Raw genomic sequence first — 12520 nt, 5'->3', positions numbered from 1 at the left:
TGACCTCGATGCGACCGGCCAGGCCCGCGGCGACCGCGTTCTTGGCCACCCAGCGCATGGCGTAGGCCGCGGAGCGGTCCACCTTCGACGGGTCCTTGCCGGAGAAGGCACCGCCACCGTGGCGGGCCATGCCGCCGTAGGTGTCGACGATGATCTTCCGGCCGGTCAGTCCCGCGTCACCCATGGGGCCACCGAGCACGAAGCGACCGGTGGGGTTGGTCAGCACGCGAGCGTCGGAGGCGTCCAGACCGGCACGCTCCAGCTCCGGAGCGATGACGTGCTTCTGGATGTCGCCGACCAGCTGGCCGTCGAGGTCGATCTCCTCGGCGTGCTGGGTCGACAGCACGACCGTGTCCAGGGCGAACGGCCTGGTCACCGGCGTACTCGACGGTGACCTGGGTCTTGCCGTCGGCACGCAGGTACGGCAGCGTGCCGTCCTTGCGGACGTTGGTCAGCCGGCGGGACATGCGGTGTGCCAGCGTGATCGGCAGCGGCGCCAGCTCATCGGTGTCGTTGCAGGCGTAGCCGAACATGAGGCCCTGGTCGCCGGCGCCCTGCTTGGCGATCTCGTCCTCGCTGCCCTCGACGCGCTTCTCGTGCGCCTCGTCGACGCCCTGCGCGATGTCCGGGGACTGCTTGCCGATGGCCACGTTGACACCGCAGGTGGTGCCGTCGAAGCCCTTCTCCGAGGAGTCGTAACCGATCTCCAGAATCTTGTCCCGAACCAGGGTCGGGACGTCGATGTTGGCCTTCGTGGTGACCTCGCCGGCAACGTGCACCTGGCCCGTGGTGACCATGGTCTCCACGGCGACGCGCGAAGCCGGGTCCTGGGCCAGCATCGCGTCCAGGATCGAGTCGCTGATCGCGTCGCACATCTTGTCCGGGTGGCCCTCGGTCACCGACTCACTGGTGAACAACCGGCGGTTGATCTCACTCACGACTGCTCCTCACCTCACAAGCTTTGCAGCTTTGATCCTTGCGTACGGTAGTCAGGTTCTTTACCCGGGGGACCTCACACTCGGGCGTGAATGATGCCCCATGCGAGGTTCCCGGCCTTGCCCCCCGACACCCAGTTCTTAAGGCCGGTCTTCATCTTGGTGCGGTAGGCGTCACTGATCTTGTCTGCAAGATCACCCTCTCGGGCTTCCAGCTCCTGCAGAACCCGGCCGTAGTGGAGGGCCAGGTAGTCCGTCAGGTTCTCGAACTCGAAGCTCTGCAGACCCAGGCGGGCGAGCTCGCGGCGGTAGAAGCCGGGCGAGCCCATCGTGTCCAGGCTCAGCCGGTCGAGGATCGGGCCGAGGTCGGCGGTCTTCGCCGTGTCGGCCGCCATCGGGTCGGTGAACAGGAACGACCCGGTCGGCTTGAGGACGCGGGCGACCTCTTCCAGGACGCGCGGGCGGTCACCGCTGTGCAGGATCGCGTCCTGCGACCAGACGATGTCGAAGGCGTTGTCCTGGAACGGGACGTCCTCGAAGGACCCGTCCTTGACCTCGATGAGCTCCTCGAGGCCCTCCGCGCGGTTGAACTCCACGTTGCGCGCGTTCTCCACCTCGGAGAGGTTCAGGCAGGCGACCTTGCAGCCGTAGGTCTTGGCCAGGTAGCGCGCAGCGCCGCCGTAACCGGCACCGATGTCCAGGATGCGGGTATCAGCCGTGATCTCGACCTTGGAGGCCATCCGCTCGACCGTGCGCCGGGAAGCGGTGTCGATGTCCTCGGTCTCCGAGCTGTAGAGGCCGACGTGGATGTCGTTGCCTCCCCAGACGTGGTAGTAGAAGTTGTCCGCGTCCTCGGAGTTGTAGTAGTCGCGGGCGGTGTGCACCGCGGACGAGTAGACGTCGGAAAGATCGTCTTCCTCGACGTACTTCTTCTCCGCGACGTGGATGTAGAAGTCCGGCTCGCCCTCCTGGTAGGTCTCCTGGAAGTCGCCGTAGGTGTCGATCCGCTGGAATCCGACCTCGCGCAGCAGCCGCCGAGCGTAGTTCTTCCGCAGCGGGTACATGTTCAAGAAGAATTCGGACTTGTCCGGGAACGTGTACTTGAACCTCGCCAGACCTTCATCAACATAATCCGGCTCAGCGGAAACGTCCTCGCCCGCGTAGTAATACGTGTGCTTCGAGCTGAATCCGTCATCCAGAATCGAATCGTAATTCCGCTGATCAAGAATCAGGACGCCGTCGTGCTTGAGCATAGCGTAGAACTCGGCGAGAGTCTTGCGACGATCGCGCTCGGAGAACAGGTGCGTGAACGAGTTCCCGAGGCAGATGATCGCATCGTATTCGCCGTGGACGTCACGATTCAGCCAGCGCCAGTCGGCGTGCACGACGCGCAGAATGTGCCCGCCGTACTCGAGCCCGTTCTGGAACGCCTTGGCCAGCATCTGCGGACTCCCGTCCGCCGAAACCGTCTCGAAGCCCTCCTCGAGCAGCCGCACCGAGTGGAACCCGGTTCCCGTGGCCGCGTCCAAGACGGACTTGACACCGCGAGCCTTGAGCTGGTCGATGAAGAAGCTGCCCTCGCTCTCGTAGCGCTTCTTCCAGTCGATCAGATCGTCCCACTTGTCCACGAATCCACCGACGTACTCGTGGGTGTAGTGGTCGGACTCGCGGACTTCCAACGGATTTTCGCCGAACACCTGCTCTTCACGGGCCACAAGATCGGCCGTATCAGGCGAACCACCCTCGTTAGAAGTCAAGTCGTCCACGCTCTTGGCCATTTTCACTCCCACCACTCACGTTGGTCATGCGCCACCCACGCACTTCAGGCATGCGCAAATCCGTGCCCCGAGCATGTCGTCTCGCGGCCGTGCGGGTCGCCACTGCGAAAAAAGGCAACACCTCTGACCGGCGCGGGCAGCCGAGAAAACGCTCAAGGCCGCGACACCAACACCGATCACACTCGGCCAGCACCCTTGCCAACCGGCGCGACGCATTTCCGTGCGTCGCTTAACCAACTTAGGCGAAGGAGATCACGAAGCAAGCGTACGAACGTGTGACTGTAATCACCGCAATGCGATGATTGCGTGATTCGGATTGTCACCCTGGGTGAAAAAAATGCGCGACTACCAGGGAATATTCCAGTCGATTTTGCCGCCGATAACGATCACGCCAGTGCGATAAAAATTCAAAAGATGTAGACTGCGCGCGCCTGATATAGCACATCGTTCGCTCTATATCAAGGGTTCCGATCGACAAAGAATTGTTGAAATGCCGATGCGGCGGTTGACTTTTTGCTCTTCGTAACCCTTCCATCGAAGAGCGGAGCACGGATGTTACGGCTTCCACCCCGGAAGCGCCATACCTTTTCTCAAAGTTTCGGTCAACCAGGTGAGGATCGTTGTCACCGCTCCGCGGCGGTGGCGAAGACCTCCCCCGACTGAAGCCGGTCCCCCAGCGGGACGGCGATCCGGCACTCGCGAACCGGACTGATGCGCGCCAGCAGGATGCCGGAGCCCGGCCTCGTTGGCCTTGCCCGGCCGCTCGATGAACGTGATCTTCTGCTCGACCGCGGGGTCGGGCCGCTGCGGCCGGCGGTAGTTACTCCGATGTGCGGGTCCTCGCTCGTCGGCGTTGACTCCTCGTGCGGTTGTGGTCACTGTTGTTGATTACTGGTGATTTTCTTCGGAATTTCCGGCGTCAAGGAGGACACCGTGTTCCGACCTGTCACGACGATTGCCGCCACCGTCCTGCTCACCTTCTCCGGAGTACCCGCTTCGATGGCCACCGCCGAACAGACCTGGCAGCCCGGGCAGCCACCGCTGACCACACCGTGGACCGACCAGGTCGGCCCGGACAACGCGCTGCCGGAGTACCCGCGACCGCAACTGACCCGAGAACGATGGCTGAACCTCAACGGCCTCTGGGACTACACCGGTGGGGAGAACGCCACCGAGCAGATCCTGGTGCCCTACCCGCCCGAATCAGGGCTCTCCGGGGTGCAGCGGCACGACGACCAGATGCTCTACGAGCGCACCTTCGACGTGCCCGCCGACTGGTCCGGCCAGCGGCTGATCCTGCACTTCGGCGCCGTCGACCAACGCGCGGAGGTCTCGGTCAACGGCCGCCAGGTCGCCGTTCACGAGGGCGGCTACACCGAATTCTCCGCCGACATCACCGACGCCGTGGAACCAGGCGCACCGCAGCGGCTGACGGTCGCCGTCTCCGACGGCAACGAGACCCAGCCCTACCCGGTGGGCAAGCAGCGCAACGATCCCGGCGGCATCCTCTACACCGGCGCCTCCGGCATCTGGCAGACGGTGTGGCTCGAACCCGTCGCCCCGGCGCACGTCACGAAGCTCGACATCACCCCCGACCTCACCGGGTTCGGGATCAACGCGCGGACCGCCGCCGACGACGGCGAGCAGGTCGAGGTCGCGGTGCGCGACGCCGAGGGCACCGAGGTCACCAAGACCACCGGACCGGCCGGTGAGCCGTGCGCGTGGACGTCCCGCAACCGCACCTGTGGACGCCGGACGACCCGTACCTCTACGACCTGACCGTGCGGCTGCTGGACGCCGGCGGAGCCGTGCTCGACGAGGTCGGCAGCTACACCGGCCTGCGCACGACCGGCCTGGTCAACGACGAGCAGGGCCGGCCGAGGATGGCGCTCAACGGCGAGATCGTGTTCCAGCACGGTCCGCTGGACCAGGGCTTCTGGCCGGAACGGCATCTACACCGCACCGACACGACGAGGCGCTGCGCTTCGACCTGGACAAGACCAAGGAACTGGGCTTCACATGGTCCGCAAGCACGTCAAGGTCGAACCGGCGCGCTGGTACTACTGGGCGGACAAGCTGGGCCTGATGGTGTGGCAGGACATGCCGTCGCTGCCGATCGACCTGGCCATCCCGCCGGAGGACAGCCCGCCGCCGACGAGGAGATGAAGGCCCACTACCGCACCGAGTGGGTGAGCCGGACGTGGCCTCCGTGCGCGCGCACAACACCGCCGCCATCGAGGCGGGAAAGCCGGTGAGGAGTCAGATGAGATCAACGCAGATCAACAGACGGGGTTGCGCTGCTGGGAGCCGCCGGTGGCGGCAGGCGCGATGGCGGCGCTGCCCGGCATCGCGCAGCCGCGCCCGTGGTCGCCCGACGGCCAGCGGCCACCTCTACGAGATCGGTGCGGGAAGGAGCCGCGTCGTGGTCGGCGGAGTCGCCGCCTCGATGCTGTCTTGGAAGGTCGACGACCAGGAGATGCTGCTGACCCACGACCCCGACGACGTCGGCGAGGGCTACCAGGGCAGGATCGTCTTGCCCTGGTAGCCCTCGCCGACGTCGTCGGGGTCGTGGGTCAGCAGCATCTCCTGGTCGTCGACCTTCCAAGACAGCATCGAGGCGGCGACTCCGCCGACCACGACGCGGCTCCTTCCCGCACCGATCTCGTAGAGGTGGCCGCTGGCCGTCGGGCGACCACCGGGCGCGGCCTGCGCGATGCCGGGCAGCGCCGCCATCGCGCCTGCCGCACCGGCGGCTCCCAGCAGCGCACCCCGTCTGTTGATCTGCGTTGATCTCATCTGACTCCTCACCGGCTTCCCGCCTCGATGGCGGCGGTGTTGTGCGCGCGCACGGAGGCCACGTCCGGCTTCATGATCTGCCGGTCGTACGTGAGGAAGCCGTTGACCTCGTTCTCCACGTCGGTGGTCTGGGTGTAGATCGCCGCCGACAGGCCGTTGGCCCCGATGATGCGCGCGAGTTCGTCGCTGACCTCGCCGTAGCGCTGGGTCAGCTGTTCCCGGCTCTCGGTCATCTCGTAGGCGCTGGGTTCGCCGGGCCAGAGGTGACCTTCCTCGGCCAGGCCCAGCCCGCCGTACTCGCCGTCCACGATCGCCCGGCCGTCCTTCACCGTCGGGGCGCCCGGTCCCACGTAGGTGTGGTCGTCGTAGATGTCCCCGGCACCGCTGTCGGGCAGCGAGTAGCAGCAGTTCACTCCGCTGGAGGGGTTGATCAGCCGGGTCGGGTCGGTGTCGCGGGTGAGATCCGTGGTCTCGGCGGTGTCGAACTCGCCCCAGCCCTCGTTGAACGGCACCCACGCGACGATCGACGTCGAGCTGCGCAGCTGGTCGATGATGTCGACCCACTCGGTGCGGTAGTGGGCCTTCATCTCCTCCGTCGGCGGCGGGCTGTCCTCCGGCGGGATGGCCAGGTCGATCGGCAGCGACGGCATGTCCTGCCACACCATCAGGCCCAGCTTGTCCGCCCAGTAGTACCAGCGCGCCGGTTCGACCTTGACGTGCTTGCGGACCATGTTGAAGCCCAGTTCCTTGGTCTTGTCCAGGTCGAAGCGCAGCGCCTCGTCGGTCGGTGCGGTGTAGATGCCGTCCGGCCAGAAGCCCTGGTCCAGCGGACCGTGCTGGAACACGATCTCGCCGTTGAGCGCCATCCTCGGCCGGCCCTGCTCGTCGTTGACCAGGCCGGTCGTGCGCAGGCCGGTGTAGCTGCCGACCTCGTCGAGCACGGCTCCGCCGGCGTCCAGCAGCCGCACGGTCAGGTCGTAGAGGTACGGGTCGTCCGGCGTCCACAGGTGCGGTTGCGGGACGTCCACGCGCACCGGCTCACCGGCCGGTCCGGTGGTCTTGGTGACCTCGGTGCCCTCGGCGTCGCGCACCGCGACCTCGACCTGCTCGCCGTCGTCGGCGGCGGTCCGCGCGTTGATCCCGAACCCGGTGAGGTCGGGGGTGATGTCGAGCTTCGTGACGTGCGCCGGGGCGACGGGTTCGAGCCACACCGTCTGCCAGATGCCGGAGGCGCCGGTGTAGAGGATGCCGCCGGGATCGTTGCGCTGCTTGCCCACCGGGTAGGGCTGGGTCTCGTTGCCGTCGGAGACGGCGACCGTCAGCCGCTGCGGTGCGCCTGGTTCCACGGCGTCGGTGATGTCGGCGGAGAATTCGGTGTAGCCGCCCTCGTGAACGGCGACCTGGCGGCCGTTGACCGAGACCTCCGCGCGTTGGTCGACGGCGCCGAAGTGCAGGATCAGCCGCTGGCCGGACCAGTCGGCGGGCACGTCGAAGGTGCGCTCGTAGAGCATCTGGTCGTCGTGCCGCTGCACCCCGGAGAGCCCTGATTCGGGCGGGTAGGGCACCAGGATCTGCTCGGTGGCGTTCTCCCCACCGGTGTAGTCCCAGAGGCCGTTGAGGTTCAGCCATCGTTCTCGGGTCAGTTGCGGTCGCGGGTACTCCGGCAGCGCGTTGTCCGGGCCGACCTGGTCGGTCCACGGTGTGGTCAGCGGTGGCTGCCCGGGCTGCCAGGTCTGTTCGGCGGTGGCCATCGAAGCGGGTACTCCGGAGAAGGTGAGCAGGACGGTGGCGGCAATCGTCGTGACAGGTCGGAACACGGTGTCCTCCTTGACGCCGGAAATTCCGAAAGAAAATCACCAGTAATCAACAACAGTGACCACAACCGCACGAGGAGTCAACGCCGACGAGCGAGGACCCGCACATCGGAGTAACTACCGCCGGCCGCAGCGGCCCGACCCCGCGGTCGAGCAGAAGATCACGTTCATCGAGCGGCCGGGCAAGGCCAACGAGGCCGGGCTCCGGCATCCTGCTGGCGCGCATCAGTCCGGTTCGCGAGTGCCGGATCGCCGTCCCGCTGGGGGACCGGCTTCAGTCGGGGGAGGTCTTCGCCACCGCCGCGGAGCGGTGACAACGATCCTCACCTGGTTGACCGAAACTTTGAGAAAAGGTATGGCGCTTCCGGGGTGGAAGCCGTAACATCCGTGCTCCGCTCTTCGATGGAAGGGTTACGAAGAGCAAAAAGTCAACCGCCGCATCGGCATTTCAACAATTCTTTGTCGATCGGAACCCTTGATATAGAGCGAACGATGTGCTATATCAGGCGCGCGCAGTCTACATCTTTTGAATTTTTATCGCACTGGCGTGATCGTTATCGGCGGCAAAATCGACTGGAATATTCCCTGGTAGTCGCGCATTTTTTCACCCAGGGTGACAATCCGAATCACGCAATCATCGCATTGCGGTGATTACAGTCACACGTTCGTACGCTTGCTTCGTGATCTCCTTCGCCTAAGTTGGTTAAGCGACGCACGGAAATGCGTCGCGCCGGTTGGCAAGGGTGCTGGCCGAGTGTGATCGGTGTTGGTGTCGCGGCCTTGAGCGTTTTCTCGGCTGCCCGCGCCGGTCAGAGGTGTTGCCTTTTTTCGCAGTGGCGACCCGCACGGCCGCGAGACGACATGCTCGGGGCACGGATTTGCGCATGCCTGAAGTGCGTGGGTGGCGCATGACCAACGTGAGTGGTGGGAGTGAAAATGGCCAAGAGCGTGGACGACTTGACTTCTAACGAGGGTGGTTCGCCTGATACGGCCGATCTTGTGGCCCGTGAAGAGCAGGTGTTCGGCGAAAATCCGTTGGAAGTCCGCGAGTCCGACCACTACACCCACGAGTACGTCGGTGGATTCGTGGACAAGTGGGACGATCTGATCGACTGGAAGAAGCGCTACGAGAGCGAGGGCAGCTTCTTCATCGACCAGCTCAAGGCTCGCGGTGTCAAGTCCGTCTTGGACGCGGCCACGGGAACCGGGTTCCACTCGGTGCGGCTGCTCGAGGAGGGCTTCGAGACGGTTTCGGCGGACGGGAGTCCGCAGATGCTGGCCAAGGCGTTCCAGAACGGGCTCGAGTACGGCGGGCACATTCTGCGCGTCGTGCACGCCGACTGGCGCTGGCTGAATCGTGACGTCCACGGCGAATACGATGCGATCATCTGCCTCGGGAACTCGTTCACGCACCTGTTCTCCGAGCGCGATCGTCGCAAGACTCTCGCCGAGTTCTACGCTATGCTCAAGCACGACGGCGTCCTGATTCTTGATCAGCGGAATTACGATTCGATTCTGGATGACGGATTCAGCTCGAAGCACACGTATTACTACGCGGGCGAGGACGTTTCCGCTGAGCCGGATTATGTTGATGAAGGTCTGGCGAGGTTCAAGTACACGTTCCCGGACAAGTCCGAATTCTTCTTGAACATGTACCCGCTGCGGAAGAACTACGCTCGGCGGCTGCTGCGCGAGGTCGGATTCCAGCGGATCGACACCTACGGCGACTTCCAGGAGACCTACCAGGAGGGCGAGCCGGACTTCTACATCCACGTCGCGGAGAAGAAGTACGTCGAGGAAGACGATCTTTCCGACGTCTACTCGTCCGCGGTGCACACCGCCCGCGACTACTACAACTCCGAGGACGCGGACAACTTCTACTACCACGTCTGGGGAGGCAACGACATCCACGTCGGCCTCTACAGCTCGGAGACCGAGGACATCGACACCGCTTCCCGGCGCACGGTCGAGCGGATGGCCTCCAAGGTCGAGATCACGGCTGATACCCGCATCCTGGACATCGGTGCCGGTTACGGCGGCGCTGCGCGCTACCTGGCCAAGACCTACGGCTGCAAGGTCGCCTGCCTGAACCTCTCCGAGGTGGAGAACGCGCGCAACGTGGAGTTCAACCGCGCGGAGGGCCTCGAGGAGCTCATCGAGGTCAAGGACGGGTCCTTCGAGGACGTCCCGTTCCAGGACAACGCCTTCGACATCGTCTGGTCGCAGGACGCGATCCTGCACAGCGGTGACCGCCCGCGCGTCCTGGAAGAGGTCGCCCGCGTCCTCAAGCCGACCGGGTCGTTCCTGTTCACCGACCCGATGGCGGCCGACACGGCGAAGACCGCCGACCTCGGCCCGATCCTCGACCGGCTGAGCCTGGACACGATGGGCTCGCCCGGCTTCTACCGCCGCGAGCTCGCCCGCCTGGGTCTGCAGAGCTTCGAGTTCGAGAACCTGACGGACTACCTGGCCCTCCACTACGGCCGGGTTCTGCAGGAGCTGGAAGCCCGAGAGGGTGATCTTGCAGACAAGATCAGTGACGCCTACCGCACCAAGATGAAGACCGGCCTTAAGAACTGGGTGTCGGGGGGCAAGGCCGGGAACCTCGCATGGGGCATCATTCACGCCCGAGTGTGAGGTCCCCCGGGTAAAGAACCTGACTACCGTACGCAAGGATCAAAGCTGCAAAGCTTGTGAGGTGAGGAGCAGTCGTGAGTGAGATCAACCGCCGGTTGTTCACCAGTGAGTCGGTGACCGAGGGCCACCCGGACAAGATGTGCGACGCGATCAGCGACTCGATCCTGGACGCGATGCTGGCCCAGGACCCGGCTTCGCGCGTCGCCGTGGAGACCATGGTCACCACGGGCCAGGTGCACGTTGCCGGCGAGGTCACCACGAAGGCCAACATCGACGTCCCGACCCTGGTTCGGGACAAGATTCTGGAGATCGGTTACGACTCCTCGGAGAAGGGCTTCGACGGCACCACCTGCGGTGTCAACGTGGCCATCGGCAAGCAGTCCCCGGACATCGCGCAGGGCGTCGACGAGGCGCACGAGAAGCGCGTCGAGGGCAGCGAGGACGAGATCGCCAAGCAGGGCGCCGGCGACCAGGGCCTCATGTTCGGCTACGCCTGCAACGACACCGATGAGCTGGCGCCGCTGCCGATCACGCTGGCACACCGCATGTCCCGCCGGCTGACCAACGTCCGCAAGGACGGCACGCTGCCGTACCTGCGTGCCGACGGCAAGACCCAGGTCACCGTCGAGTACGCCGGTGACCAGGCCGTTCGCCTGGACACGGTCGTGCTGTCGACCCAGCACGCCGAGGAGATCGACCTCGACGGCCAGCTGGTCGGCGACATCCAGAAGCACGTCATCGCTCCGGAGCTGGAGCGTGCCGGTCTGGACGCCTCCGACGCTCGCGTGCTGACCAACCCCACCGGTCGCTTCGTGCTCGGTGGCCCCATGGGTGACGCGGGACTGACCGGCCGGAAGATCATCGTCGACACCTACGGCGGCATGGCCCGCCACGGTGGCGGTGCCTTCTCCGGCAAGGACCCGTCGAAGGTGGACCGCTCCGCGGCCTACGCCATGCGCTGGGTGGCCAAGAACGCGGTCGCCGCGGGCCTGGCCGGTCGCATCGAGGTCCAGGTCGCCTACGCGATCGGCAAGGCCGCCCCGGTCGGGCTGTTCGTGGAGACCTTCGGCACCGAGAACGTCGACCCGGTCAAGATCCAGGCCGCCATCAACGAGGTCTTCGACCTGCGCCCCGGCGCGATCGTTCGTGACCTCGACCTCCTTCGGCCCATCTACGCGCCGACCGCGGCATACGGTCACTTCGGGCGCAACGACGTCGACCTGCCGTGGGAGAACACCGACCGCGCAGCGGCCCTGAAGAGCGCTGCCGGCCTGTAAGGCGGAATCACGCAGAACGGCGCACGCGGTGGCGCCAGCTGCGGGACCCAGGCGGTCCTCCTGCTCAGGGCGCCCCGGCCGGTGCACTTCGGTGCACGGGCCGAGGCGCCCTCGCAGGAGACCACCTCCCGCGCCGGCGCGTGCTGCTGGCGGTCCGGCGAGCGGCTCAGCTCAGCCAGGACCGGACGCCGTTCACCCGTGTCCACGGGGCACGACCGACGAAGCTGCCGCGGGCTGCGGGGCGCCACCCTCATGGCGGTGACCTGCGGCCTGCCCTGGTGAAGGAGTATTTCAAGTGCGGATTGCGGTGACCGGTTCGATCGCCACCGACCACCTGATGTCCTACCCCGGTAGGATCACCGACCAGCTCGTGGCCGACCGGCTGGAGCAGGTCTCGCTGTCGTTCCTGGTGGACGAGCTGGAGGTGCGCCGCGGCGGCATCGCGGGCAACATCACCTTCGGTCTCGGCCAGCTGGGTGTGACCTCGACGCTGGTGGGCGCTGTCGGCGAGGACTTCAACGACTATCGCTCGTGGCTGGAGCGGCACGGCGTGGACACCGAGTCCGTGCACGTCTCCGAGACCAAGCACACCGCTCGGTTCCTCTGCACCACCGACGCCGACCACAACCAGATCGCGTCGTTCTACCCCGGTGCGATGAGCGAGGCTCGCGAGATCGAGCTCAAGCCCGTCGCCGAGCGGCTCGGCGGTCTCGACATCGTCGTCATCTCGGCCAACGACCCGGACGCGATGGTGCGGCACACCCAGGAGTGCCGGGACCGCGGCTACGACTTCCTCGCCGACCCGGGCCAGCAGCTGGCCCGCATGGAAGGCGACGACATCCGTAAACTCGTGGACGGCGCGCAGTACCTGTTCACCAACGAGTACGAGCACGGCCTGCTCCTGCAGAGCACCGGCTGGACCGAGGACGACGTCCTGGGCCGGGTCGGCAAGTGGGTCACCTCGCTCGGCGCGAAGGGTGTGCAGGTCAAGTCCAAGGGCGAGCCGACTCTGCTGGTCGAGCCCCCGAAGGAGAAGCAGAAGGGCGACCCGACCGGTGTCGGCGACGCGCTGCGGGCGGGCTTCCTCGCCGGCCTGAAGGCAGAGCTGAGCATCGAGCGAGCCCTGCAGCTGGGATGCACGCTGGCGACGGTGTCGCTGGAGACCGACGGCCCCCAGGAATACGACGTCGAGCGGGAGTCGTTCCTTGCTCGTATCGCCGAGGCCTACGGCGACGAGGCTGCCGCCGAGGTCGGGCCGAAGCTGCGCTGACGAACGGGGAGTA

General features: G+C 65.7%; 7 protein-coding genes and 2 pseudogenes. 5 read left to right on the top strand and 4 right to left on the bottom strand.

Annotated elements, in window-relative coordinates:
• Both metK (FHU35_RS15125) and FHU35_RS15120 read right to left on the bottom strand, forming a co-directional pair.
• Positions 1–875 (bottom strand): annotated as a pseudogene (gene metK / locus FHU35_RS15125) (methionine adenosyltransferase); the annotation flags it as partial.
• A 137-nt stretch (positions 876–1012) separates the two neighbouring features.
• Positions 1013–2713, bottom strand: coding sequence for a glycine/sarcosine N-methyltransferase (locus tag FHU35_RS15120; RefSeq protein WP_145739777.1), 1701 nt, complete (start codon positions 2711–2713; stop codon positions 1013–1015).
• A 999-nt stretch (positions 2714–3712) separates the two neighbouring features.
• Between FHU35_RS15120 and FHU35_RS15115 the strand changes: the two are divergent.
• Together FHU35_RS15115 and FHU35_RS15110 are read left to right on the top strand one after the other, a co-directional pair.
• Positions 3713–4870, top strand: a pseudogene (locus FHU35_RS15115) (glycoside hydrolase family 2 protein); the annotation flags it as partial.
• 106 nt (positions 4871–4976) lie between these two features.
• Positions 4977–5258: a hypothetical protein gene (locus tag FHU35_RS15110; protein ID WP_145739779.1), complete on the top strand. Its 282-nt coding sequence runs from the start codon at positions 4977–4979 to the stop codon at positions 5256–5258.
• Here FHU35_RS15110 and FHU35_RS29305 read toward each other — a convergent pair.
• A complete protein-coding gene (locus FHU35_RS29305; protein ID WP_186459423.1) occupies positions 5228–5509 on the bottom strand; it encodes a hypothetical protein in 282 nt (93 codons plus the stop codon). The genes FHU35_RS15110 and FHU35_RS29305 overlap by 31 nt on opposite strands.
• 8 nt (positions 5510–5517) lie before the next feature.
• A complete protein-coding gene (locus tag FHU35_RS15100; protein ID WP_145740091.1) occupies positions 5518–7260 on the bottom strand; it encodes a glycoside hydrolase family 2 protein in 1743 nt (580 codons plus the stop codon).
• A 999-nt stretch (positions 7261–8259) separates the two neighbouring features.
• On the opposite strand from FHU35_RS15100, the gene FHU35_RS15095 reads away from it, so the two are divergent.
• The 3 genes from FHU35_RS15095 (at position 8260) to FHU35_RS15085 (ending at position 12507) form a co-directional block, all read left to right on the top strand.
• The gene (locus FHU35_RS15095; protein WP_145739777.1) at positions 8260–9960 is read left to right on the top strand and encodes a glycine/sarcosine N-methyltransferase; all 1701 of its coding nucleotides are present in this window, start codon (positions 8260–8262) and stop codon (positions 9958–9960) included.
• Positions 9961–10034: 74 nt separating this feature from the next.
• Positions 10035–11237: a methionine adenosyltransferase gene (gene metK, locus FHU35_RS15090; protein ID WP_145739774.1), complete on the top strand. Its 1203-nt coding sequence runs from the start codon at positions 10035–10037 to the stop codon at positions 11235–11237.
• A 295-nt stretch (positions 11238–11532) separates the two neighbouring features.
• On the top strand, positions 11533–12507 hold the full coding sequence (locus FHU35_RS15085; RefSeq protein WP_145739771.1) for a carbohydrate kinase family protein: 975 nt from the start codon (positions 11533–11535) through the stop codon (positions 12505–12507).
• The last annotated feature ends 13 nt before the right edge of the window (positions 12508–12520 follow it).

The organism is Saccharopolyspora dendranthemae (genome assembly GCF_007829955.1).
Classification (GTDB): Bacteria; Actinomycetota; Actinomycetes; order Mycobacteriales; family Pseudonocardiaceae; genus Saccharopolyspora; species Saccharopolyspora dendranthemae.
Note: the sequence above shows the minus strand (reverse complement) of the source record. Positions and strands in the feature narration are given on the sequence as shown.

Bases quoted from the DNA above. Each gene is read 5' to 3' on its own strand.
- FHU35_RS15120 (WP_145739777.1), bottom strand. From the start codon at position 2,713: ATGGCCAAGAGCGTGGACGACTTGACTTCTAACGAGGGTGGTTCGCCT.
- FHU35_RS15110 (WP_145739779.1), top strand. From the start codon at position 4,977: ATGAGATCAACGCAGATCAACAGACGGGGTTGCGCTGCTGGGAGCCGC.
- FHU35_RS29305 (WP_186459423.1), bottom strand. From the start codon at position 5,509: ATGAGATCAACGCAGATCAACAGACGGGGTGCGCTGCTGGGAGCCGCC.
- FHU35_RS15100 (WP_145740091.1), bottom strand. From the start codon at position 7,260: ATGGCCACCGCCGAACAGACCTGGCAGCCCGGGCAGCCACCGCTGACC.
- FHU35_RS15095 (WP_145739777.1), top strand. From the start codon at position 8,260: ATGGCCAAGAGCGTGGACGACTTGACTTCTAACGAGGGTGGTTCGCCT.